Genomic DNA, 24,256 nt, shown 5'->3' with positions numbered 1-24,256 from the left:
ATCAGGACGGCTGCAGATCGTCCAGTCGCGAGCATAGCACCGTTGTTTTGGAATGAAAAGGTTTCGTTAAGAATCGGTGAATGCTCGGATTTCGCCACACGCCCGGGAACCCAGACGGCTGACGGGAAAGGGTTTTTTCGAACCCCGGGACGGCGGACCTCGGGGTCAGTCGGCCCCGATCACGGCCCGGATCTCCCGCGCGACCCGCTCGGCGGTCAGATCGAAGTGCCGGAACAGTTCCCCGGCCGGGGCCGAGGCGCCGAAGGTGTCGATGCCGACCACGCGACCGCGATCCCCGACCAGGCCGCGCCAGTAGGCGCTGACCCCGGCCTCGACCGCGACCCGCGCGCGCAGCGAGCCGGGCAAAACACGCTCGCGCCAGTCGGCGGGCTGTTCGGCAAAGCGTTCGGGGTTGGGCATCGAGACCACGCGCACCGCGATCCCCTCGCCGGCGAGCATCCCGGCCGCCGCCACCGCGAGCGCCACCTCCGATCCGGTGGCCAGGATCGCCGCCTGCGGTGCTTCGCCGCCGTCGCGCAGCACGTAGCCGCCGCGGGCGATCGCCTCGAGCTGCTCGTCGCTGCGCGGCTGGTGCTCCAGCCCCTGGCGGGTCAGCACCAGCGCGGTCGGCGCGTGGCGCCGCTTCAGCGCCTCGCGCCAGGCCACCGCGGTCTCGGCCTTGTCGCAGGGCCGCCAGACCTCGAGATTCGGGATCATCCTCAGGCTGGCGACGTGTTCGACCGGCTGGTGGGTCGGGCCGTCCTCGCCCAGACCGATCGAATCGTGGGTGTAGACGTGGACCGCGCCGGTCGGGACCAGGGCCGACATCCGCACCGCGTTGCGGGCATAGTCGGAAAACACCAGGAACGTGCCTGTATAAGGAATGAACCCGCCGTGCAGGTGCAGGCCGTTGGCGATCGCGGTCATGCCGAACTCGCGCACACCGTAGTAGATGTAGTTGCCTTCGGCCGGGCGCTCCATGATGTCGACGCTGCCCGACCAGTTCGTATTGTTGGAGCCGGTCAGGTCGGCCGAGCCGCCGAGCAGCTCCGGCAGCAGCGGGCCGAAAGCCTCGAGGCTCATTCCCGAGGCCTTCCGGGTGGCGACCTTGCCGTCGTCGGCCTGCATCCGGGCGACGATCTCGGCGGCCCGGGCGTCGAAGTCCTCCGGAAGTTCGCCGCGCATCCGGCGCTCGAACTCGGCAGCGGCGTCCGGGTGGGCTTCGCGGTAGCGGTCGAGCAGCGCGTTCCACTCGGCTTCCAGCGCCGCGCCCCGCTCGCGCGCGTCCCAGGCCGCGCGCACCTCGTCGGGAATCTCGAACGGGGCGTGGTTCCAGCCCAGCGCCTCGCGGGTGGCCGCGATCTCCTCGTCGCCCAGGGGCGCGCCGTGGGTGTCGGCGGTGCCCTGCTTGTTCGGTGCGCCGAAGCCGATCGTGGTGCGGCAGCAGATCAGGGTGGGTCGGTCGAGATCAGCACGCGCCTCGTCGATCGCGGCCCGGACCGCCTCGGCATCGTGGCCATCGACCGCCTCGATCACCTGCCAGCCGTAGGCACGGAAGCGCTCCGGCGTGTTGTCGGTGAACCAGCCGCGGGTCTCGCCGTCGATCGAGATGCCGTTGTCATCGTAGAACACCACCAGCTTGCCCAGCTGCCAGGTGCCGGCCAGCGAGCAGACTTCGTGCGAGATCCCTTCCATCAGGCAGCCGTCGCCGGCGAACACCCAGGTGAAATGGTCGACCAGGTCGAAATCGTCACGGTTGAACCGCGCGGCCAGCAGCTTCTCGGCCAGCGCCATGCCGACCGCGTTGGCCAGGCCCTGGCCCAGCGGTCCGGTGGTCGTTTCCACGCCCGGCGCCTCGCCGTACTCCGGATGGCCCGGCGTCGGCGAGTGCAGCTGCCGGAAGTTCTTCAGGTCTTCGAGGCTCAGGCCGTAGCCGCTCAGGTGCAGCACCGAGTACAACAGCATCGAGCCGTGCCCGTTGGAGACCACGAAGCGATCGCGATCCCACCAGCCCGGGTTGGCCGGGTTGTGCCGGAGCGTGTCGTTGTAGAGCGCCTCGGCGATATCGGCCATGCCCATCGGCATGCCGGGGTGGCCGGATTCGGCGCGCTGGACGGCGTCCATGGCAAGGGCGCGGATGGCGTTGGCAAGGGTGCGACGCGAGGGACGGGCTGCAGTCATCGATCTTCCTGGCTGAAGTGGGGCGGTGCGGACGGGCGCCGCATCCTGCGCATTCTAGCCCGCATTATTGGTGAATGAGCTCGCGCCCTTGCTTGGTCCTCGTCCGCACAGCGAATCTTCACTCGCTCGGAAATACAGCATGGTATTCCGCCCGGTCGGAAAATCCCCTGTGCGAACAATTCCCGGCGCAATCATCGCGGCGATTCATGAACACTGCGGGCGAGTGTACTCCGCCACTCGCGGACGCCACCGTCCGGCGAACCGGAAACCCCGACCGATCTTGTCCGAGGCACGAGGAACAGGTTATACTTGACCGGATCAGTCGAGCGGCCCTGGCCTGCTCGGCCGGTCGAAGTTCCAAGGAAAATCAACCGGAGGGACGTCGGTCCTGCCGGAAAACGACACACGCATTCCGTCACATCCGGCGGGGTTGCCGGTTCGGCACGTCGCTCGTCAGGAGCGCCCCGACCGGTCGCCGGATGGGGGGTGCGGAGGCCCAAACCGAACGGACGCGACCTTCGCCGCACGCACCGACGTGCCCGGCCGTCCGGACAACGAGGAAAACGACATGCCCAACGTCACCATGCGCCAGATGCTCGAAGCCGGCGTGCATTTCGGTCACCAGACCCGCTACTGGAACCCGAAGATGGAACCCTACATCTTCGGCGCCCGGGGCAAGATCCACATCATCAACCTCGAGCGCACGCTGCCGATGCTCAAGGAGTCGCTGGACTTCCTGAGCCGGATGGCCAGCAAGCGCGGCACGATCCTGTTCGTCGGCACCAAGCGCGCCGCCGGCCAGGCCGTCGCCGAGGAAGCCGCCCGCTGCGGCATGCCCTATGTCTCGCACCGCTGGCTCGGCGGCATGCTGACCAACTTCCGCACGATCCGCCAATCCATCAACCGCCTGAAGGAACTCGAGGCGATGGAAACCGACGGCAGCTTCGACAAGCTGGTCAAGAAGGAAGTGCTGGAGCTGACCCGCGAGCGCGATCGGCTCGAGCAGAGCCTCGGCGGCATCAAGAACATGAACGCCCTGCCCGATGCGATGTTCGTCATCGATATCGGCCACGAGGACATCGCCATCGCCGAGGCCCGCAAGCTCGGCATTCCGGTCGTCGCCGTGGTCGATACCAACCACAACCCGGAACTGGTCGACTACGTGATTCCGGGCAACGACGACGCGATCCGCTCGGTCCGCCTGTATGCCCAGCTGGCCGCCGACGCCGTGCTCGAAGGCAAGGCCTCGGTGCCGCAGGTGGGCGGTAACGACGACGAGTTCGTCGAGCTCGACGCCGAAGGCAACCCGGTCGAGTCGGCCGCCCCGGCCAGGAAGACCGCCAAGAAGAAGACCGCCAAGAAGACGGCCAGGAAGGTCGCGAAGAAGGCCGCCGCGAAGACCGAAGCCAGCGCCGACGACGCGCCGGAAGCCACCGCAGCGGTCGAAGAGAAGGCAGCCGATGACGCTGCCGGCAACGAAACGGAAAGCAAGGACGAGTCATGAGCATTACTGCATCCCTGGTCAAGGAACTCCGCGAGCGCACCGGCGCGGGCATGATGGAGTGCAAGAAGGCCCTGGTCGAAACCGACGGCGACCTGGAAGCGGCCATCGAGCACCTGCGCAAGAGCGGGCTGGCGAAGGCCGACAAGAAGGCCGGCCGGGTCGCGGCAGAAGGCGTGGTCATCGCGGCCGGCAACGAAGGCAACGCGGTGCTGGTCGAAATCAACTGCGAAACGGACTTCGTGGCCAAGGACGACAACTTCCTCGGCTTCGCCCACCGCGTCGCGGAGCTGGCCCTGGAAAGCGGCCATGACAGCGTCGAGTCGCTGAGCGGCACCGAGTTCGGCGACGGCGACACGGTCGAGGACCGCCGTCAGCAGCTGGTCGCCAAGCTCGGCGAGAACATCCAGGTCCGCCGGATCGCGCACATGCGCATCGACGGCGGCACCATCGGCCACTACATCCACGGCGGCCGGATCGGCGTGCTGGTCGGTCTGACCGGCGGCGAGCAGGACCTGGCCCGCGACATCGCCATGCACGTGGCGGCCCTGAACCCGCAATACATCGACGAGAACGCCGTTCCGGCCGATGTGCTGGAGCAGGAAAAGAACATTCTCAAGGCCCAGGCCGAGGATTCCGGCAAGCCGGCCGAGATCATCGAGAAGATGATCGTGGGCCGCCTGCGCAAGCACCTGGCCGAGATCACGCTGGTCGGCCAGCCGTTCGTCAAGGACGGCGACCAGACCGTCGGCCAGCTGCTCAAGAGCGCCGGCGCCGAAGTGGTCGGCATGGTTCGTGTCGAGGTCGGCGAAGGCATCGAGAAGGAAGAGTCCGACTTCGCGGCCGAAGTCATGGAACAGGCGCGCGGCGGCTGATCCGACGATGGCCGACCCCGCTCGATACGGCAGGATCCTGCTCAAGCTCAGCGGTGAGGCGCTGCTGGGTTCGCAGGACTACGGCATCGACCCCGAGGTCAGTTCGCGGATCGCCCGCGAAGTGGCTGAAGTGGCCAACGACGGTGTCCAGGTGGGCATCGTCGTGGGCGGCGGCAACATCTTCCGCGGCGCCGGCCTCGCCTCGGCCGGCATGGACCGGATCACCGGCGATCACATGGGCATGCTGGCCACGGTCATGAACAGTCTCGCGCTGCAGGACGCGCTGGAGCGTGCCGGCGTGACCACCCGGGTGATGTCGGCGATCTCGATCCGCGAGGTCTGCGAGGACTACATCCGCCGGCGGGCCGTGCGCCACCTGGAAAAGGGCCGCGCGGTGATCTTCGCTGCCGGCACCGGCAACCCGTTCTTCACCACCGACACCGCGGCCAGCCTGCGGGCCATCGAGATCGGCGCCGACCTGATGATCAAGGCGACCAAGGTCGACGGCGTCTACACCGCCGACCCGATGACCCACCCCGATGCAACGCGCTACGACCGGATCACCTACGACGAGGTCATCGAGCACAAGCTCAACGTCATGGACACCAACGCCATGGTGCTGTGCCGCGACCAGTCGATGCCGATCCGGGTCATCGACCTCAACGTCCCCGGAGCGCTCGCCGACCTGCTCGACGGCAAGGACGTCGGCACCCTGGTCGACTGATCACCGCCGGCGCTCACCGCCGACCCCCGCACTGCCCGATTCACGCCACATTCATGCCCGATCCGGTGCGATCGAGGCTGCTAGAATGGCCGCTTCCGCACAACCACCTCCCGAGTGAGACGCACATGCTTGCCGACATCAAGAAGGATGCCGCTACCCGCATGGACAAGAGCCTCGATTCGCTGAAGGCCGAATTGTCCAAGATCCGAACCGGGCGCGCCCACCCCAGCCTGCTCGAGCACGTCACGGTCGAATACTACGGCTCGGACGTACCGATCAGCCAGGCGGCCAACGTCACCGTCGAGGATTCACGCACCCTGGCCGTGACCGCGTGGGACAAGGGCATGGTCTCGAAGATCGAGAAGGCCATCATGACCTCCGACCTGGGCCTGAACCCGGCCACCGCCGGCACCGTGATCCGGGTGCCGCTGCCGCCGCTGACCGAAGAACGACGCGCGGACCTGACCAAGATCGTCCACGCCGAGGGCGAGCAGGCGAAGGTGGCGATCCGCAACATCCGGCGCGACGCCAACAGCCACATCAAGGACCTGGTCAAGGACAAGCAGATTTCCGAGGACGACCAGCGCCGCGGCGAGACCGAGATCCAGCAACTCACCGACCAGCACGTAGCCCGCGTCGACGAGATGGTCGCGGTCAAGGAAAACGAGCTGATGGAGATCTGAGCGGTGGGCCATCCTGCGCCCCCCCGCCACCTGGCGATCATCATGGACGGAAACGGCCGCTGGGCCGCCCGTCGCGGCAAACCGCGCACCTACGGTCACCAGGCCGGCACCGAAGCGGCCCGCCGGATCGTCCGCGCGGTGGCCGAACGCGGGATCCCGGTCCTGACCGTCTACGCCTTTTCCAGCGAGAACTGGTCGCGTCCCCGGCACGAGGTCACTCGACTGATGTCGCTGTTCCGGCACGCGCTCGACCGCGAGGTGCGCAAGCTGCACGACAACGGCGTCCGGCTGAGCTTCATCGGCCGACGTGAGGCCTTCGCCCCATCGCTGCAGCGCGGCATGACCCGAGCCGAGGAACTGACCCGCAACAATCAGCGGCTGCAGCTCAACGTGGCGGCCAACTACGGCGGTCGCGCCGACCTGGCCGACGCCGCGCGCGGTCTGGCCGAGCGGGTCCAGCGCGGCGAACTGCGGCCCGAGGAGGTCAACGAGGACCGGCTCGCCGAACAGGTCGCGCTGGCCGGCCAGCCGCCCCCCGATCTGTTCATACGGACCGGCGGCGAGCAGCGCCTGTCGAACTTCCTGCCCTGGGACCTGGCCTATACCGAGCTGTACTTCTGCGATACGCTCTGGCCGGATTTCTCCGAGGCCGATCTCGATCGCGCCCTTGAGGACTTCGCTCGGCGCGAGCGCCGGTTCGGCGGGCTGGGCGAACCGGCCCTGAAACATGCTTAGATCGCGCGTACTGACCTCGCTGGTCCTCGCTGCTGTCCTGCTCGGCGCGATCTTCGGACTCTCGACGGTTCCGCTGACCCTGCTGCTGGCGCTGCTGGTGCTGGTGCTCGGCGGCTGGGAGGGCGCCGGCCTGGCCGGCCTGCAGGGTCCAGTGGCCCGGGTGGCCTGGATCCTGGTGCTGCTGGCCGGCGGCGCCGGCCTGGTGCTGCTGACCCATGAGCGCGCGGCCAGCGGCGCGCTGTTCGCGCTCGGCACGCTGTTCTGGGTGGCGCTGTGCGGCTGGCTGGCGGTGCCCGAACGCGGCCGACCGCACGGCGATGAACTGCAGCCGACCAAGCTGGCGGCGATCGGCGCGATCCTGCTGTTCGCGTTCATCGCCTTCGCCTGGCTGCACGTGGTCAACCCCTGGCTGCTGCTGGCGCTGCTGCTGATCATCGCGGCGGCCGACATCGGCGCCTACTTCACCGGCCACGCGATCGGCGGGACCAGGCTCGCACCCCGGATCAGTCCCGGCAAGACCCGTTCCGGCGCGCTCGGCGGGATTGCCGCGGCCGGGCTCGCCGGGCTGGGCGGCAGCCTGCTGCCGGACGCACCCTACGGACCGGCGGTCGGTGTTCTGGCCGGCCTCGCGCTGGCCCTGCTGTCGATCGGCGGCGACCTGACGATCAGCCTGATGAAGCGCCACCGGGGCCTGAAGGACACCTCCCGCCTGCTGCCGGGCCACGGCGGCATCCTCGATCGCATCGACAGCCTCGGGGCTGCCGCGCCGGCCTACGCGCTGCTGGTCTGGCTGTCCACCGCCGGGGCGGGATGAAACTCGCCGCGGCCGCCCCCATACCCGTACCCCGACCTTCGGCGATGTGGAGCAGGACATCATGATCGACGTGCTTTCGGCGATCTTCTGGCTGGTGGTGGCGCTCGGACTGCTGGTGACCTTCCACGAATACGGCCATTACTGGGTGGCCCGGCGCTGCGGCGTTCGCGTGCTGCGCTTCTCGATCGGCTTCGGCCGTCCGCTGCTGCGCTGGCGCAACAAGGAGGACACCGAATTCGTCGTTGCCGCCGTGCCGCTCGGCGGCTACGTGAAGATGCTCGACGACCGCGAGACGCCGGTGCCGACCGCCGAACGCGATCAGGCCTTCAATCACAAGTCGCTCGGCCAGCGTTCGGCAATCGTCGCGGCCGGGCCGGTATTCAACCTGATCTTCGCGGTGGCCGCGTTCTGGCTGATGTTCATGATCGGCATCGCCGATTCCCGCCCGCTGCTGGGACCGACCACCGGACTGGCCGCCGAAGCCGGCCTCGAGGAGCAGGACCTGATCGTCCGGATCGACGAGGCGAAGGTCCAGACCTGGACCCATGCACTGCTGGCCCTGATTCCGCCGGCGCTGGACCGCCGCGCAGTCACCGTCGAGGTCGAGGACGCCGGTGGCTTCCGGCAGACGACCGAGCTGGCGCTGGACCGGCTGGGTCCCGACTTCCGCGAGGACCGGACGCTCGAATCGATCGGCCTGTCGATCTGGCGCCCCGACCTGCCCCCGGTGATCGATGGAGTCACCGACGACGGCCCGGCCGCGCGGGCCGGTCTGTCCGCCGGCGACCGCGTGCTTGCGGTGGGTGACACGACCATCGACGGCTGGAACGCGCTGAGCGCAGCCATCCCGGCCGCCGCCGGAACCGGCGCGCCGATCGAGCTGCGGATCGAGCGCGACGGCCGCGAACTCGAGGTCCAGCTGCAGCCGACGATGCAGGACGGGCGGCCGATCATCGGCATCACCCCGCCGCCACCCGACGCCGCGCTGCAGGCCGACATGGAGCGTGCGTTCGCGATCCTGCGCTTCGGTCCGCTGGAAGGCCTGGGCCGGGCCTTCAACGAGACCTGGCGGCTGACCGCCGGGACGCTCGGCATCCTCGGTCGGATGATCACCGGCCAGGCCTCGCTGGCCAACCTTTCCGGTCCGATCACGATCGCACAGATGGCCCAGGACTCGGCCCGGCTCGGAATTTCCCGATTCCTGTTCTTCCTCGGCCTGATCAGTCTGTCGCTGGCAATCATCAACCTGCTTCCGATCCCGGTGCTCGACGGCGGCCACCTGCTCTACAACCTGATCGAGGCGATCAAGGGCAGCCCGGTCTCGGAGCGCGGCCAGGTGATCGGCCAGACCCTCGGCCTGGTCGCCGTGGTCGGACTCATGAGCCTGGCCGTATTTAACGATATAGTACGGTTCTTCCAGTAAACTCGGCTCGGCGCCAGCGGCGCTGACATCCACCGTGGACCTCTTCGTTTCATGAGAAAACTCATTCTTCTGCTGGCGCTGTTCGCGTGCGCCCCGGTGTACGCCCAGAACTTCGTTGTCGAGGAGATCCGGGTCGACGGCCTGCAGCGGATTTCCGAGGGCACGGTGTTCAGTTTCCTGCCGCTGGAAGTCGGCGACCGGCTGACACCGGCCGCGGCCCGCGCGAGCATCCGCGACCTGTACCGCAGCGGCTTCTTCGAGAATGTCGAACTGGCCCGCGAAGGCAACATCCTGATCATCGAGGTCAGCGAGCGCCCGGCCATCTCGACGGTCATCATCACCGGCAACAAGAAGATCCCCGACGAGGCCTTGATGCCCGCGCTGGAGGACATCGGCATCGTCGAAGGCGAGGTGTTCGACCGGCTGGCGCTGGACCAGGTCTCCCAGGAGCTCATCCGCCAGTACTACGCACAGGGCCACTACAACGTCGAAGTCGATACCCGGCTGACCCGACTCGACCGCAACCGCGTCGACATCGGCATCGTGATCGAGGAAGGCAAGGTCGCCCGGATTCGCCACATCAACCTGGTCGGCAACGAAAGCTTCGACGAGGACGAACTGCGCGAGGACTTCGAATCGGACACGAAGAACGCCTGGGGCGGCCTGTTCTTCTGGCAGGGCCGACCGAACTACACCCGCGAGAAGCTGTCCGGCGATCTCGAACGCCTGCGCGCCTTCTATCTCGACCGGGGCTATGTGGATTTCGCGATCGAGTCGACCCAGGTCTCGGTCAGCCCCGACCGCACCGGCATCTACATCACCGCCAATGTCCGCGAGGGCGAGGTCTACAGCGTCTCCGACGTGCAGCTGACCGGTGACCTGGTGTTCGAACAGGAAACGCTGGAGAATTTCGTCGCGCTGGAGCCCGGCGCGACCTTCTCGCGCGAAAAGGTCGAGCAGACGGTCGACAACATCACCGCGCTGCTGGCCAACTTCGGCTATGCCTTCGCCAACGTCAACCCCGTGCCGCGGATCGACCGGGAATCCAAGAGCGTCGATCTGACCTTCTTCGTCGATCCGGGCAAGCGGGTCTACGTGCGCCGCGTCGAGTTCCGGGGCAACACCGTCAGCAAGGACGAAGTGCTGCGCCGCGAGATGCGCCAGTTCGAGGGGGCCTGGTTCTCGCAGGCCGCCGTGGACCGCTCGCGCCAGCGCCTGCGGCGGATCGGCTACTTCGAGGACGTCAACGTCGAGACCCCGGCCGTCGAGGGATCGGACGACCAGGTCGACATCATCGTCAGCGTCGAGGAACGCTCGACCGGCAGCTTCCAGGTCGGCCTCGGCTTTTCGCAGCTCCAGGGCCTGATCGCGTCGATCTCGGTGCAGCAGGAGAACTTCCTCGGCTCCGGTCGCACGGTCGGCTTCGCGGTCAGCCGCAGCCGGATCAACCGGCAGGTCAACCTGTCCTACACCAATCCGTACTGGACCGACGACGGCATATCGCGCGGGTTCTTCCTGAACTACTCGGAATTCAACCAGGCGCGCGCGAACATTTCGGCGTTCTCGACCAGCCAGGCGGCGGCCGGCGTCAACTTCGGCTTCCCGCTGACCGAGGTCGACTTCGTCCGGCTCGGCGCCAGCTACCAGGCCCTGGACATCAACATCGGCAGCTTCGTGACGGTACCGGTCGACCCCGACGACCCGGACGGCCCATCGACCATCGAACTGTCCGCCACGCGTCCGCTGGCCATCACGCTGGATCGCAACGGCGACGGGTTCCTGTCCGGCGACGAGCGCGACGTGGAGACCTTCGTGCTCAACGGCAGCTGGGGCCGCGACACGCGCAACCACTTCCTGACCCCGACCCGCGGCTCGCTGAACCGGCTGTCGCTGAGCCTGGCCACGCCGGGCAGCACGCGCGAGTACTACACCGTCGCCTATCGCGGTCGGAAGTACTGGCCTCTGGGCGAGAACCTGGCCTTCGCCGTGCGCGCCGACGTGTCCTACGGCGACGTCTACGACGACGAGGAACTCGACATCGAGCAGATCGAGCCGGAACGCCTGGCCGGAAACTGCCAGCTCGACGAGATCGTGACCGCCGATTTCGGTCTGCCGTTCTGGGAACATTTCTTCGCCGGCGGTGTATCCGACGTGCGCGGTTTCGACGACAACTCGCTGGGTCCGAAGGACCAGTTCTGCCGCTCGGTCGGCGGCGACTTCAAGGTGACCGGTGGGGTCGAGATCGCGTTTCCGCTGCCGTTCGCCGAGATCAGCGGCACCCGGATGGCCTGGTTCGTCGACGTCGGCAACGTGTTCGAGGGCGTCGACACCTTCGACCAGAACCTGCTGCGCGCCTCGACCGGACTGTCGCTGACCTGGGAAGCCCCGGTCGGTCCGATCATCATCAACCTCTCCACGCCGCTGAAGGATCGTCCCGGCGACGATGTGCAGGAGATCCAGTTCTCGTTCGGCGCCCAGTTCTGACGCGGGCGGCGATCCGACCGCCGGCGGGGGAGGAAATTTCGCGCGTGAAGGCCTATACTCGGGTACCTGAGCGTTCGGAGAAGACGCCGCCCATGGCCCGTGCCCTGACATTGCTGCTTGCGTTGATGCTGGCCGGCCCCGCCTGGGGACAGGCCGACGTGCGCATCGGGTACGTCGACATGAAGCGCCTGCTGGACAATGCGCCCCAGGTGCTTGCCGGCCGCGCCGAACTGGACATCGAGTTCCGACCCCGCAACGAGGCCCTGCTGGCCGACGAGCAACGGCTGGTCGACATGGAGCAGGCGCTGGCCGATTCCAGCGGACTCAGCAACGAACAGCTGCTGGCCCGCGAGCGCGAGATCCGCAACCTGCGCCGCTCGATCGACCGCCGCCGCGAAGACCTGGCCGACGAACTGAACTTCCGCCGCAACGCCGAAATCAAGTCGCTGGGCGAAGAAATCGAACTGGCCGTCCAGACCGTGGCCCGGCGCGAGGGCTACGACCTGGTGCTGTCCAGTCCGGTCGCCTTCGCCTCCGACCGGATCGACATCACCGACCAGGTGCTCGAGTTCCTCGAAGTCGACTTCGAACTGCGGAGCCGGCGCGAGCGGCAATGACCGCGACCTCGCCCCCCGGGCCGGCCCGGCAGACTCCGGATTCCGGAATGCCCCGTACACCGCTCTGCGCTGAAGCGCTCGCGCGCCACCTCGATGCCCGGCTGGTCGGCGACGGCGGTGTCGAACTGAATCATCCGGCCACGCTGGCCGCGGCCGGCCCCGGCGCGCTCGGTTTTCTGGCCAATTCCGCGTACCGCTCCCAGCTGCGCACGACCGGCGCATCGGCGGTAATCGTTTCCGACGACGCCGTTGCCGACTGCCCGTGCACCGCGCTGGTCGTCGACGACCCTTACCTGGCCTGGAGCCTCGCGCTGGATCGTTTCGCGCCGAGCCCACGGGCGCGGCCCGGCATTCATCCGCGCGCGTTCGTCGATCCGGCCGCCGACGTCGATCCCGGGGCCGAGATCGGGCCGATGGCGGTCGTCGAGGCCGAGGCCGTGATCGCGGCCGGCGCCGTGGTCGGGCCCGGCTGCGTGGTCGGTGCCGGTGCGCAGCTGGCCGAGGACGTCCGGCTGGTTGCCAACGTGACGCTCGGACCGGCGGTCGTGCTGGGCCGGCGCACGCTGGTCCACCCGGGCGTGGTGATCGGGGCCGACGGCTTCGGGCTGGCGATGGACAAGCGACGAGGCCACTGGCGCAAGGTCGCCCAGCTCGGCTCGGTGCGAATCGGGGCCGACTGCGAAATCGGCGCGAACACCACCATCGACCGCGGCGCGATCGACGACACCGTGCTCGGCGACGACGTGCGGCTGGACAACCAGGTGCAGGTGGCCCACAACGTGGTGATCGGCGACCACAGCGCGATCGCCGGCTGCGTCGGTATCGCCGGCTCGACCCGGATCGGCCGCTACTGCATGATCGCCGGCGCCTCCGGCATCGGCGGCCACCTCGAAATCTGCGATCATGTCGTGATCACCGCGATGAGCACGGTGCTGGACTCGATCGACCGGCCCGGCGCCTACGGCTCGGGCATTCCGGCGCGACCGATGCGCGCCTGGCAGCGCATCCTGGTGCGCCTGGGTCAGCTCGACCGGCTGTTGCGCCGTCGCGGCACGAACTGACCGCCCCCTGCTTTCCAAAACCACGACACGAGACCCCGGCATGACCGACTCCCGACCCGTCGACATCGAACGCATCCTGTCGCTGCTGCCCCACCGCTACCCGTTCCTGCTCGTCGATCGGGTGCTGGAGTGGGAGCTCGGCGACGCGCCGCGCATCCATGCGCTGAAGAACGTGACCATCAACGAACCGTTCTTCCAGGGCCACTTCCCGGGCCACCCGGTCATGCCCGGCGTGCTGATCCTCGAGGCCATGGCGCAGGCCGCCGGCTGCCTGGCCCACCTGGCACGCGAGGAGCAGGGGGCCGAGGACCAGCTGTTCTATCTGGTCAAGATCGACAAGGCCCGATTCAGCAAGACCGTGGTCCCCGGCGACCAGCTGCACTTCCACGTCACCCAGAAGCGGATGGTCCGAGGCATGGGCCTGTACGAGGCCGAAACCCACGTCGACGGCAAGCGGGTTGCCGGCTGCGAAATGCTCTGCGCTGCGCGCCCCGAAGGCAAGTGAGCTCACCCGACGCCACCATCCACCCGACTGCCATCGTCGAGGACGGCGCGAGGATCGGGGCCGGCTGCGAGATCGGCCCGTATGCAATCGTCGGCGCCCGGGTCGAACTCGGCCTCGGCTGCCGGGTCGGTCCGCACGCGGTGATCACCGGCCGGACCCGGATCGGCGACGGCACCCGGATCTTCCAGTTCGCCTCGATCGGCGAGGAGCCGCAGGACAAGAAGTTCGGCGGCGAGGACTCTGCGCTGGTCATCGGCCGCGACAACACGATTCGCGAGTACGTGACCATCAATCGCGGCACCGCCGACGGCGGCGGCGTGACCGAGCTCGGCGACCGCAACTGGCTGATGGCCTACAGCCACATCGCCCACGACTGCCGGGTCGGCTCCGACTGCGTGTTCGCCAACGGCGCCACGCTGGCCGGCCACGTCACGGTCGGCGACTTCGTGACCTTCGCCGGCTTCTCCGGCGCTCACCAGTTCGTGACCATCGGAAGCCACGCCTTCCTCGGCATGTACGGCGGCGTCGGCCAGGACGTGCCCGCCTACGTCATGGTCTCCGGCCGTCCGCCGCGCCCGCGGGGCATCAACGCCGAGGGCCTGAAGCGACGCGGCTTCGATGCCGACACCATCCGCGCCATCCGCGAGGCCTACCGGACCGTGTACCGGCTGGGCCGGCCGCTCGAGGACGCGCTCGCCGAACTGCGCCAGCAGAGCGCGAAGGTGCCGGAACTGGCCGAGTTCGTCGCCAGCATCGAGGCCGGCCAGCGGGGCCTGCTGCGCTGATGCAGCTGGTGCTCGGCGCCGGCGAAACCTCCGGCGACCAGCTCGGGGCGGCGCTGGCGCGGTCCCTGCGCGGCCTCGATCCGACGATCGGACTGGCCGGGGTGACCGGACCGGCGATGCGCTCGGCCGGCGTCGACGCCCTGGCCGGCATCGACCGCCTCGACGTCATGGGCCTGTTCGAAGTGCTCGGCCACCTGCCCCGGCTGATTCGATTCCGGCGCATGCTGAAACGGACCATCCTCGATCGCGCGCCGAGCGCCTTCGTCGGCATCGATGCGCCCGACTTCAACCTCGGGCTGGCCCGACAGCTGCGGCGCGCCGGCCTGCCGACGGCCCAGTTCGTCTGCCCCTCGGTCTGGGCCTGGCGCGGCTACCGGATTCCGAAGATCGCGCGCTCGCTGGACCTGATGCTGACGCTGTTCCCGTTCGAACCGGACTGCTTCGCCGGGACCGGCCTGGACTGCCGCTTCGTCGGCCACCCGCTGGCCGATGCGCTGCCTCGCTCGCCCGACCGCGCGGCGGCGCGGCGGGCGCTCGACCTGCCCGCCGATCGGCCGATCGTCGCCCTGCTGCCGGGCAGCCGCGGCGGCGAGATCGCCCGCCACGCCGCGCTGCTGGCGGCGACCGCGGCCCGCATCGGCCGCGACCGGCCCGACGTCGAACGGGTCGTGCTGCTGGCCCGCGACGACCAGCGCGCGGCCTTCCTCGCCGCCGCCGGCGAGGGCGACCTCGACGGTCTTCGGATCGTCGCCGACCACACCCGGACCGGCCTGACCGCCGCCGACGTGGCGCTGGCCGCCTCGGGCACGGTCACGCTGGAAGCCCTGCTGACCCGCACGCCGATGGTCGTCTACTACCGGCTGCCGGCGATGACCTATGCCACCGCCCGCGCCCTGCGCCTGGTCCGCACCGCGCACGTCGGCCTGCCGAACGTCCTGGCCGGACGCGCGCTGGTGCCGGAGCGGATCCAGGCCGAGGCCACGCCCGGGCGGCTGGCCCGCGACATCGCCGACTGGCTCGACGACGACCAGCGGCGCGACGCCTTCCACGCCACCGCCGACGAACTCCATGCCACGCTGGCGCGCGGCGCGGCCGACCGGGCCGCCGAAGCGCTGATCGAGCGGTTCGGAGCGCAGCGGTGAGTCTGTCCGTCACCGTCCGCCGGATCGCCGGGGTCGACGAAGCCGGCCGCGGCCCGCTGGCCGGGCCGGTCGTCGCCGCCGCCGTCATCCTCCACCCCGACCGCGCGATCGACGGCCTGGACGATTCGAAGAAGCTGACCGCCGAGCGCCGCGACGTCCTGTTCGACCTGATCCGCGAACGCGCCGCCGGCTTCGCCATCGTCGAGGTCGGTCCGGAGGACATCGACCGGCTCAACATCCTGCAGGCCACGATGACCGCCATGGCCCGCGCGGTCGGCCAACTGGACCCGGCGCCGGACCACGTGCGCATCGACGGCAATCGGCTACCCGACCTCGGCGGCCTGTCCTGCGAGGCGCTGATCGGCGGCGACGGCCTGTGCACGGCGATCGGCGCGGCCAGCATCCTGGCCAAGGTCCACCGCGACCGCCTGATGCTCGCCTGCCACGAACGCTGGCCCGACTACGGCTTCGACCGCCACAAGGGCTACCCCACCCCCGCCCACCTCGCCGCCCTCGACCGCCTCGGCCCCTGCCCGATCCACCGCAGGAGCTTCCGCCCGATCCGGCAGCACGAGCTGTTCGGTTGCTGAGGGGCCAGGCAAGAGGGGACAGGGACAAGCATCGTGCGCGTCCTGACGGCTCCCCGGGCGCCGCTGCTCCGCGGCTTCGATCCGCAGAGGATGGACGAAAAAAACGCAAAGCGGCAAAGACCGCAATGAACAACCGAGAACTGGAAACCGAGAACTGAGAACTGACAACTGACAACTGACAACTGAGAACTGAGAACTGAGAACTGACAACTGACAACTGACAACTGAAAACCTCAACCCTGAAACCGCCCCCCTCCCCCGCCGACCCCCGCCGACCCCAGTCACCCGACTCGCCCCTCGCCCCTTTTCCCCTGACCCTCAAACACCCGTTTGAATCCCGGCGCCCGGCCGCCTATACTGCAAACGCTGTCACGGGTAGACGGCCGGGATGGGGCGATCGGCACATCGATCCATGGGAGCCCATCCCGTTCCACAAGAAAAGAGAGGAGACACCATGAGATTCAGGATCGCCCTTCTGGGCGCCGCGCTGTTGTTCTGGAGCAGCGCCGCGCTCGCGGCCACCGGCGTGGCCTTCGTCCACGGCACCGGCAAGCAGACCGACGCGCTGAACGACTACTGGACCACCGACATGGTCGACTCGGTCCGCCAGGGCCTCGCCAACAGCGCCAACTACACGGTCATCAACTGCGACTTCGAGCAATACATGTGGGACAGCCGCGCGGCCGGTTGCCTGGCCGACCAGCTGACCACGTTCATCAACGCCCGCGGCATCACCGACCTGGTCGTGCTGACCCATTCCAACGGCGGCAACGTGATGCGCTGGATCCTGTCGAACCCGACCTGGGACAGCCGCTATCCGACGATCATCCAGCGTACGCGCTGGGTCAACGCGCTGGCCGCGTCCTCGACCGGCACGCCGCTGGCCGAGGCAGTGATGCAGGGCAACGTGTTCGAGGCCGCGCTGGGCTGGCTGCTGGGCTACCAGAACAACGCGGTGCGCATGCAGCAGCCGAGCTGGATGGCCTTCTACAACTCGGCCTGGCTGCTCGGCACCCCGGGCCGCCCGAGCCTGCCGAAGGGCTTCTGGAACGTGGTCGGCACCGACGTGCGCTCGGCGTTCTGGGACGGTGCGGCCTACTGCGGCGGGTACTTCAACCAGGTCGGCCTGGAGATCACCCAGAACTGGCTGGACAGCTGTTCCGACGGCTTCCTCGACTGCTCGAGCCAGAACGGCGCCGGCAGCCTGTGGTTCTATGACCATCAGGTCTCCAGCGACCGTCTCTCGCACGCCCAGAGCCGCCGTGATTGCCACGGCCTGGACGTCATCCTGCGCAACGACCTGTGAGGAGCCCCGGAATGAAGACTCGTATTCTGACCATCGCCGCCGTACTGGCGGCCGGGCCCCTCGCGGTCCAGACCCTGAACGCCCAGGACGTCGAGCCCGGTCTCGGCATCGCAGACTTCGGCACCGCCTACGTGCTCGACGCGACCTGGCTCGACGCCGGCCCGGGCGATTTCGGCGCGGCCAAGCTCACGGCCGACCCGGCCGCGGTGCCGGCCAGCCGCCACCAGGAGTCGGCCCCGGTGCAGTTCGCCTGGCCGCTGACCGAGGCACCGGCGGCTTCGCTGGACATTCCGCGCGTCGACAGCCGCCAGTACTGGGTCGACGCCACCGGCGCCGAGCTGGCCAAGGGCATCGAGCTGCCGCTGACCGCGCCGGGCGCGGTGATCCGCGTCTCGCCGCTGGAACCGGACGCCAAGGTCCGCATCGACCCTGCGAACATCGCGCTGGCGCTGGACGGCGCCGCGCTGGGCGCCTCGGCCATCGCCCGCCTCGCCGACGGAGTGTCGCTGAAGGCGGCCGGGCTGGACGTACCCGAGTCTTCGCTGGCGTTCGAGCTCGGCCCCGATGTCCGGGCCGGCCAGCTGAAGCTCGGCGTGACCGAGCTGCCGCCCGAGCGGCACATGGTCGTCCACGTGTTCGAACCCGAAAGCGCCTGGGTCGGGCAGCTGACGCTGCCGCAGCACACGCTGTTCACCGGTGAGGCCATCTCGCTGGGCGTCGGCGTCGGCAACGGCAAGTCGCAGCTGCCACTCGGCACGGTGCGCGCGCTGATCACCGATCCGAGCGCCGGCGAGCAGTTCGACCTGAGCCTCGATCCGGCCACCGGCGTGCTGCGCGGCACGCTGCCGAAGGCGGTGCGCGTCACCGGTCAGGACGGCCTGTTCGAAGCCCATGCCTGGGTCGAGACCAGCACGCCCGAAGGCCTGACCGTTCGCCGCGACCTGAAGATTCCGTTCGCGGTCACGCCGCCGCTGGCGCGCTTCGACGGCACCGCGCGGGCCCGCCTGGACAAGGGCCTGGCCATCGACATCGGCGTCGACACCGCGGTGGCCGGACGATTCCAGGTCAACGCCCAGGTCTTCGGCACCGCTCCGGACGGTGAACTCCGCCCGCTGGCCATGACCCAGGGCGCGGCCACCCTTCCGGTCGGCGGCGGCATGCTGCAGCTGACGGTGGGTGCCGACCTTGTGGCCGGAAGCGGCCTCGGCGCGCCGTTCGAGGTGCGCGGGCTGGAGCTGTTCGACCAGGGTCGGATGTTCCAGCAGCAGCGCCAGCAGCAGGCCCTGCGACTCGTCCGCTGAGTTCGGCGAATCCGAAGCACCTCGGCCCGAGCACCCCACGCTCGACTCCGAAAACGGCTCGCCCCCGGCGGGCCGTTTTTCTTGGCGGGCGCAGGAGGAAGGCGAAAAGCGCAAGGCGATTTTCTTGTCCGCAGCCAAACGCTCTCCGGCTCGCTATACGTTACACAATGAGTGGCGGGGATCCGGGGGTTCCATGTCCCGTGGTTTCCGCGATCATGGCGCTCGCCTGACCCGCAAACTGCAATCGCGCCGGGGCGTATTTCCGCCGCCAGGGCCCGATCGCGACGCACCGCTCGTTCTTCCGTCTTCCTGTTCATCTGCGGTCAGCATCCGCCTCTGCCTTTTGTCCGCGTTCATCGGCGTTCATCTGCGGACGAGAACGCCTTTCCACATCCAACGCGAACCTTCCCCGCGTTCTGCACGGTCAGCCGGTAGTGAAGTCGGCGGGAGGATTCTGATCCGCAGCAGAAACCGCTTCGCGATCGACGCGGTCGACGCGCGCGGTCGGCGAGCCGCGCTGCAGCCAGTCGTGGAGATCGTCCAGTGCGTCGGCCGCGCCGCAGGCCAGCACCTCGACACTGCCGTCATCGAGGTTGATCGCATGGCCGGTCAGGCCGAGACGCTTGGCCACGCGCTGGGTCGAGGCGCGGAAGAACACGCCCTGGACGCGGCCGGTGACGCGAAAGCGCGCGCAGCTCACGAGGTCGGCTCGGTCTCGCGGTCGACGCGCTCGCGCACGGTATCGCCGGTGATCGGCCCGATCCAGGTCTCGGCCAGCCGGCCGTCGGGCGCGATCAGGTAGGTGGTCGGCAGCGCGCGCGGGGCACCGAAGGCCTCCGGCGGCGCGTAGACGTCGACCCGCAGGATCGGGTAGCTGGCCGGGTAGTCCTGCAGAAAGGTCCGGAACGTGGCCACGTCGGTATCCTCGAAGGCCAGGCCCAGCACCGTGATGTCGTCGCGCTCGTCGTGAAGCTCCGACAGATCGGGGATCTCCTTGCGGCACGGAGCGCACCAGGTCGCCCAGTAGTTGACGACCACCCAGTCGCCCCGCCAGTCGCTGAGCCGGTGCCGAACGCCGTCGAGGTCGGGCAGTTCGAACTCCGGGTAGCTGGCCGACGAGGCAGCGCTATCGGCGCGGATCGGCGCCGGTGCGGCGAGCAGCAGGGCCGGCAGGGCAAGGGACAACAGGAATCGATACATGGGTCAGGATCCGTTGTGGGTCGATGAACGGTCGCCGAGCAGGGACTTCAGCGAGCGGTCGAGAACGGGACCGGAGGCGGCGGCGATTTCATTCAGCGCATCGCGCAGCCGACGATCGCCGGCCGTTCGCTCCGGCAGGTCCTCCGATTCTGCCACGGGCAGCACCAGCGGCACGTCGCGATAGAGATCGCCCAGCGTCACGTCGGCCAGGTCGGCGGTCAGGAACCAGTCGCCGCTTTCGTCGCGCTGGATCCAGCCGGCCCGGTCGAGGCGATCGAACAGGGCCTGCAGTTCGTCGTCGGTCATGGCCTCTTCCAGAGCCAGCAGTTCGGCCGACGACCGTCCGCGCCCCTCGCGCTGGGCCGCGGCGAGGTGGTCGATCAAGCGCATGACCAGCAGCAGGTGGTGGCGCGGGTTCCAGCGCCAGTCGGCACGGCGATAGTTGAACGTGGTCAGCGATGCCGACACGCTGGCGCCGAGCAGGATCACCACCCAGGTCACGAAGATCCAGACCAGGAAGATCGGGATGGTCGCCAGCGCACCGTAGAGTTTCTCGTAGGTCGGAACGTTCGACAGGTACACCACGAAAGCGTGCTTCGAGACTTCGAAGGCGACCGCAGAGAAGGTCGCGCCGGCCAGGGCGTGCCGCAGCCTGACCCGTCGGTTCGGCACGACGCTGAACAGCAGCGTGAACGCCAGCAGCGCGACCACGAACGGGGTCAGCGCCAGCAGCGCCGATTGCACCCAGCCGCGGACGAACTCCGGCGCAAACGCCTGCAGCGTGGCCAGGTACGAGGTGATGCCGACCGAGGCCCCGATCAGCAACGGACCCAGCGTGAGCACGGCCCAGTAGACCATCAGGCGGCTGGCCGGGCTGCGCGGTCGATCGACCCGCCAGATCCGGTTCAGACTCTTCTCGATCGTGCCCATCAGCAGCAGCGCGGCCACGACCAGGAACAGGCTGCCGGCGCCGGTCAGGCCGGCCGAGCGTTCGATGAACTGGTCGATGTACTGCTGCACGACATCGCCGGCGGCCGGCACGAAATTCTTGAAGATGAAGTCCTGCAGCTGCTCGACCCGGGCATCGAACACCGGAAAGGCCGAGATCACGCCGATCACCACTGCGAGCAGCGGCACCAGCGCCAGCAGCGTGGTGTAGCTGAGCGCACCGGCGGTTTCGAAGCTGCGGTCGTGACGGAAATGCGACACGAGGTGACGACCGAAGGCCTTCAGCCAGCGAGGATCGGTCAGCGCCTGCAGCGCGGTCGGGATTGGCCGTTTTGACGCGGATCGGTCAGAATCGACGATCGACGGTTTCGAATTGGAGTCTGAATCTGCCATGCAGGTCACTGTGTACCACAATCCCCGTTGCTCAAAAAGCAGGGCCACTCTGAAGCTGCTCGCCGAGCGAGGCCTCGAGCCGACGATCGTCGACTACCTCAGGACGCCGCCGAACAGCGCCACGCTGGAGAAACTCGCCGAAGCGCTGGACCGGCCGGCGCGCGATCTGGTGCGGACCGGTCAGGCGGAGTGGGCACGAACCGGGCTGGACATCGACGCGGCCGATGATGCCGAGCTGTTCGACGCCATCGCCGCCGAACCCATCCTGCTCCAGCGGCCGATCGTGGTGGTCGACGACGGCGCGCTCACCCGCGCCCGGATCGGCCGCCCGCCCGAAGACGTCGAGGCCATCCTGCCGTGAGCGAGATCCTGATCCTGGTCCACTCGGTCCACGGCAACACCCTGAAACTGGCCCGCGAGATCGCGCGCGGCGTGGAATCGGTCGACGGCGCCGCGGCGCGGCTGCGCGGTGTCGCGCCGATCACCTCGGCCCTGGACCCGAAGCCGGTCGAATGGCCCGACGACGGGCCCGCGCTGGCCGAGAATCGCGACCTCGCCGAGTGCGACGGATTGATCCTCGGCAGTCCGACCCGTTTCGGCAACATGGCCTCGGCGCTCAAGTTCTTCCTCGACGGCACCGGCAGTGAATGGTTCTCCGGCACGCTGGCCGGCAAACCGGCCGGCGTGTTCACTTCGACCTCGAGCCTGCACGGCGGGCAGGAGAGCACGCTGCTGTCGATGATGATCCCGCTGCTCCATCACGGCATGCTGATCGTCGGCCTGCCCTACACCGAGAAGGCGCTCGGCCAGACGGCCGCCGGCGGCACCCCGTACGGGGCCAGCCACTGGTCGGGCCCCGACAGCGACCGCACCGCCGATTCGCACGAGATCGCCCTGGCCCGGGCGCTGGGACGGCGGGTGGCGTCGCTGGCGGTGAAATTGTGACCGGGCTGCTGCTGCCGGTCGCGGTCGCGCGCTGGACCTGGCTGGCGCTGATCGTCCTGCAGCTGGTCTGGTTCGGCTGGCTGTATCCCGCCGCCATCCTCGGCTACTGGCCGGCCCTGGTCATCGCCACCGTTCCGCTGCTGCTTCCCGCGCCCTGGGTGCTGGCGCTGAAACCGAACGGCCTGGTGATCGGCGGCACGGTGCTGTTGCTGCACTTCAGCTTTGCCGTCGGCGAGGCCTGGGCCAACCCGACGGTGCGCGTGATCGCCTGGGTGCAGATCGTACTGGTGGTGCTGTATTTTCTCGCCCTGCCGCGTCCCGGGCGTCGTCGCAAGACGTCGGACGGGGCACAGTAGACTGGGACGCTCTCCCTCGATCCGGTCGACGATGAGTGCACACGAACCGCTTTCCACGCTGCAGACGCCGCCCGAGCCCGGTGACGGCTGGGACCATCCGGGCAACTGGCTGCTCCGGGCCTGGCTGGCCCGCAGCGTACCCGAGGACCTGCTGGCGCAGCATCGCCCGGTGCTGGCCGAACTCGGCAGGCTGTCCGGCGGGGATTGGTATCGCATGCAGCTGGAGGACCGCCTGAACGAACCGCGGCTGACCTCCTGGAGCGCCTGGGGCGAGCGGATCGACGAGATCGAGCTGACCCCGCTGTGGCGACGGGCCCACCGCTGGGCCGCCGAATACGGCCTGGTCGCGACCGGCTACGACGCCTCGCTGGGCCGGCATGCCCGACTGCTGCAGTTCGCACGGGCCTGGATGTACATCCCCTCGACCGACTTCTACGGCTGCCCGCTGGCGATGACCGACGGCGCGGCCCGGATCCTGTCCGATGCCGGCAACGACGAACTGGCCGGGCGCGCCCTGCCGCATCTGCTGAGCACCGACCCCGGCGCGTTCTGGACCTCGGGCCAGTGGATGACCGAAACGGTCGGCGGCTCCGACGTCGGTCGCACCGAAACCATCGCCCGACGGGATGAGCACGGTCGCTGGCGGCTGACCGGCCGCAAGTGGTTCACCTCGGCGGCGACCTCGGAGATCGCGCTGACCCTGGCCCGACCGGACGGCAATCCGGACGGATCACGCGGCCTGGCCCTGTTCTACCTCGAGCCGCGCGACGAGGCCGGCCGATTGCAGAACATCGAGGTCCTCCGCCTGAAGGACAAACTGGGCACCCGCAAACTGCCCACCGCCGAGCTGTGGCTGGACGGCGCACCGGCCACCCCGGTAAACGGCCTGGAGCGCGGCGTGGCGGCGATCGCCCCGATGCTCAACATCACCCGGACCTGGAATGCGGTCACCGCCTGCGCCCTGATGCAGCGCGCGCTGGCCCTGGCCGGCGACTACGCGCGCAAGCGCATCGCCTTCGGCCGCCCGCTGGCCGAGCTGCCGCTGCACCGTGAAACGCTGGCCGACCTCGAAGCCGACCATGCCGCGGCCTCGTCGGCGCTGCTGGCCACCGTCGACCTGCTCGGCACGGTCGAACAGGGCGAACCCGACGATGCCGATACCGCCGCGCTGCGGCTGCTGACACCGCTGATCAAGCTCGGCACGGCACGCGACGCGGTGGCCGGCGTGTCGGAGGCGCTGGAGGCCTTCGGCGGCGCCGGCTACATCGAGGACACCGGCATTCCCCAGCTGCTGCGCGACGTGCAGGTGCTGTCGATCTGGGAAGGCACGACCAACGTGCTGTCGCTCGACACGCTGCGCGCGCTGGCCGCGGTCGGCATCGAGCCGTGGCTGGCACGCATGAACGGCCGCCTGGACGGCTGCCGTCAGCCGGCGCTGAACGCCCGCGTAAAGCAGGCGCGCGAGCAGCTCGGTGCCGTCCCGCACTGGCTGGCCGGCGACCCGCAGGCGCTGGAGCCGCAGGCCCGACGACTGGCCCTGAACCTGTACCGACTGACCGGCCTGGTCGAGCTGCTGGCACTGGCCGATCACTGGCTGGGCAGGGGCGACGATCGACCGCTGGCCGTGGCCCGCCACTACCAGGACCTCCGCTTCCGGCTCGAGCCGCTGCGCGGCGGCTGAACGCCG

The 24,256-nt window shown here is 68.9% G+C and carries 23 protein-coding genes and 1 pseudogene; 20 read left to right on the top strand and 4 right to left on the bottom strand.

What is annotated here, in order from left to right; all coding sequences use genetic code 11:
• Positions 1–165: 165 nt before the first annotated feature.
• Positions 166–2,181: a transketolase gene (gene tkt, locus HFP89_RS07540; RefSeq protein WP_168717029.1), complete on the bottom strand. Its 2,016-nt coding sequence runs from the start codon at positions 2,179–2,181 to the stop codon at positions 166–168.
• Positions 2,182–2,749: 568 nt separating this feature from the next.
• On the opposite strand from tkt, the pseudogene rpsB reads away from it, so the two are divergent.
• From rpsB to HFP89_RS07460, 16 genes and pseudogenes are all read left to right on the top strand, one after another.
• Positions 2,750–3,463: pseudogene (gene rpsB / locus HFP89_RS07535) on the top strand (30S ribosomal protein S2); the annotation flags it as partial.
• Between the two features lie 218 nt (positions 3,464–3,681).
• Positions 3,682–4,557: a translation elongation factor Ts gene (tsf, locus tag HFP89_RS07530; protein ID WP_168717027.1), complete on the top strand. Its 876-nt coding sequence runs from the start codon at positions 3,682–3,684 to the stop codon at positions 4,555–4,557.
• A 7-nt stretch (positions 4,558–4,564) separates the two neighbouring features.
• Positions 4,565–5,281: a UMP kinase gene (pyrH, locus tag HFP89_RS07525; RefSeq protein ID WP_168717026.1), complete on the top strand. Its 717-nt coding sequence runs from the start codon at positions 4,565–4,567 to the stop codon at positions 5,279–5,281.
• Positions 5,282–5,406: 125 nt separating this feature from the next.
• Positions 5,407–5,964 carry a ribosome recycling factor gene (frr, locus tag HFP89_RS07520; protein ID WP_168717025.1) on the top strand — a complete coding sequence of 186 codons (558 nt, stop codon included), beginning with the start codon at positions 5,407–5,409 and terminating at the stop codon, positions 5,962–5,964.
• 3 nt (positions 5,965–5,967) lie between these two features.
• Positions 5,968–6,699, top strand: coding sequence for a polyprenyl diphosphate synthase (gene uppS, locus HFP89_RS07515; protein ID WP_346775205.1), 732 nt, complete (start codon positions 5,968–5,970; stop codon positions 6,697–6,699).
• Positions 6,692–7,513 (top strand): phosphatidate cytidylyltransferase, encoded by an 822-nt coding sequence (locus HFP89_RS07510; RefSeq protein WP_168717024.1) that lies wholly within the window; start codon positions 6,692–6,694, stop codon positions 7,511–7,513. The genes uppS and HFP89_RS07510 overlap by 8 nt, the downstream gene beginning before the upstream one ends.
• Positions 7,514–7,574: 61 nt before the next feature.
• Positions 7,575–8,936, top strand: coding sequence for an RIP metalloprotease RseP (gene rseP, locus HFP89_RS07505; protein ID WP_168717023.1), 1,362 nt, complete (start codon positions 7,575–7,577; stop codon positions 8,934–8,936).
• A 51-nt stretch (positions 8,937–8,987) separates the two neighbouring features.
• Positions 8,988–11,420, top strand: coding sequence for an outer membrane protein assembly factor BamA (gene bamA / locus HFP89_RS07500; protein ID WP_168717022.1), 2,433 nt, complete (start codon positions 8,988–8,990; stop codon positions 11,418–11,420).
• 92 nt (positions 11,421–11,512) lie between these two features.
• The gene (locus HFP89_RS07495) at positions 11,513–12,037 is read left to right on the top strand and encodes an OmpH family outer membrane protein (protein ID WP_168717021.1); all 525 of its coding nucleotides are present in this window, start codon (positions 11,513–11,515) and stop codon (positions 12,035–12,037) included.
• 47 nt (positions 12,038–12,084) lie between these two features.
• A complete protein-coding gene (gene lpxD / locus HFP89_RS07490) occupies positions 12,085–13,098 on the top strand; it encodes a UDP-3-O-(3-hydroxymyristoyl)glucosamine N-acyltransferase (protein ID WP_168717020.1) in 1,014 nt (337 codons plus the stop codon).
• A gap of 40 nt (positions 13,099–13,138) precedes the next feature.
• Complete coding sequence (fabZ, locus tag HFP89_RS07485; protein WP_168717019.1) at positions 13,139–13,603, top strand: 3-hydroxyacyl-ACP dehydratase FabZ; 465 nt, start codon at positions 13,139–13,141, stop codon at positions 13,601–13,603.
• The gene (gene lpxA / locus HFP89_RS07480) at positions 13,600–14,388 is read left to right on the top strand and encodes an acyl-ACP--UDP-N-acetylglucosamine O-acyltransferase (protein ID WP_168717018.1); all 789 of its coding nucleotides are present in this window, start codon (positions 13,600–13,602) and stop codon (positions 14,386–14,388) included. Before fabZ ends, lpxA begins: the two co-directional genes overlap by 4 nt.
• A complete protein-coding gene (gene lpxB / locus HFP89_RS07475; RefSeq protein WP_168717017.1) occupies positions 14,388–15,530 on the top strand; it encodes a lipid-A-disaccharide synthase in 1,143 nt (380 codons plus the stop codon). The genes lpxA and lpxB overlap by 1 nt, the downstream gene beginning before the upstream one ends.
• Positions 15,531–15,532: 2 nt before the next feature.
• Positions 15,533–16,120, top strand: coding sequence for a ribonuclease HII (locus HFP89_RS07470; protein ID WP_168717123.1), 588 nt, complete (start codon positions 15,533–15,535; stop codon positions 16,118–16,120).
• 454 nt (positions 16,121–16,574) lie between these two features.
• Positions 16,575–17,426 carry a hypothetical protein gene (locus HFP89_RS07465; protein ID WP_168717016.1) on the top strand — a complete coding sequence of 284 codons (852 nt, stop codon included), beginning with the start codon at positions 16,575–16,577 and terminating at the stop codon, positions 17,424–17,426.
• An 11-nt stretch (positions 17,427–17,437) separates the two neighbouring features.
• On the top strand, positions 17,438–18,727 hold the full coding sequence (locus tag HFP89_RS07460) for a DUF4785 domain-containing protein (protein ID WP_168717015.1): 1,290 nt from the start codon (positions 17,438–17,440) through the stop codon (positions 18,725–18,727).
• 424 nt (positions 18,728–19,151) lie between these two features.
• On the opposite strand, the gene yccX is transcribed toward HFP89_RS07460, so the two are convergent.
• Genes yccX through HFP89_RS07445 form a run of 3 tightly spaced genes read right to left on the bottom strand, consistent with a single transcriptional unit; the run spans position 19,152 to position 21,268 of the window.
• Complete coding sequence (gene yccX, locus HFP89_RS07455; protein ID WP_168717014.1) at positions 19,152–19,427, bottom strand: acylphosphatase; 276 nt, start codon at positions 19,425–19,427, stop codon at positions 19,152–19,154.
• Entirely contained in the window at positions 19,424–19,927 is a 504-nt protein-coding gene (locus HFP89_RS07450) for a TlpA disulfide reductase family protein (protein WP_168717013.1), read from the bottom strand. Before HFP89_RS07450 ends, yccX begins: the two co-directional genes overlap by 4 nt.
• Positions 19,928–19,930: 3 nt before the next feature.
• On the bottom strand, positions 19,931–21,268 hold the full coding sequence (locus HFP89_RS07445) for a virulence factor BrkB family protein (RefSeq protein WP_240956168.1): 1,338 nt from the start codon (positions 21,266–21,268) through the stop codon (positions 19,931–19,933).
• Between HFP89_RS07445 and arsC the strand changes: the two genes are divergently transcribed.
• Genes arsC through HFP89_RS07425 form a run of 4 tightly spaced genes read left to right on the top strand, consistent with a single transcriptional unit; the run spans position 21,267 to position 24,250 of the window.
• On the top strand, positions 21,267–21,629 hold the full coding sequence (arsC, locus tag HFP89_RS07440) for an arsenate reductase (glutaredoxin) (protein WP_168717011.1): 363 nt from the start codon (positions 21,267–21,269) through the stop codon (positions 21,627–21,629). The two genes, HFP89_RS07445 and arsC, sit on opposite strands and share 2 nt — an antisense overlap.
• Positions 21,626–22,213, top strand: a complete 588-nt coding sequence (wrbA, locus tag HFP89_RS07435; RefSeq protein WP_168717010.1) for an NAD(P)H:quinone oxidoreductase — start codon at positions 21,626–21,628, stop codon at positions 22,211–22,213. Before arsC ends, wrbA begins: the two co-directional genes overlap by 4 nt.
• Complete coding sequence (locus HFP89_RS07430; protein WP_168717009.1) at positions 22,210–22,569, top strand: DUF2069 domain-containing protein; 360 nt, start codon at positions 22,210–22,212, stop codon at positions 22,567–22,569. The genes wrbA and HFP89_RS07430 overlap by 4 nt, the downstream gene beginning before the upstream one ends.
• A 31-nt stretch (positions 22,570–22,600) precedes the next feature.
• Positions 22,601–24,250 (top strand): acyl-CoA dehydrogenase family protein, encoded by a 1,650-nt coding sequence (locus HFP89_RS07425; RefSeq protein ID WP_168717008.1) that lies wholly within the window; start codon positions 22,601–22,603, stop codon positions 24,248–24,250.
• The last annotated feature ends 6 nt before the right edge of the window (positions 24,251–24,256 follow it).

The organism is Wenzhouxiangella sp. XN79A, from assembly GCF_012272825.1.
GTDB lineage: Bacteria > Pseudomonadota > Gammaproteobacteria > Xanthomonadales > Wenzhouxiangellaceae.
This window is presented reverse-complemented; position numbering and strand designations above follow the sequence as displayed.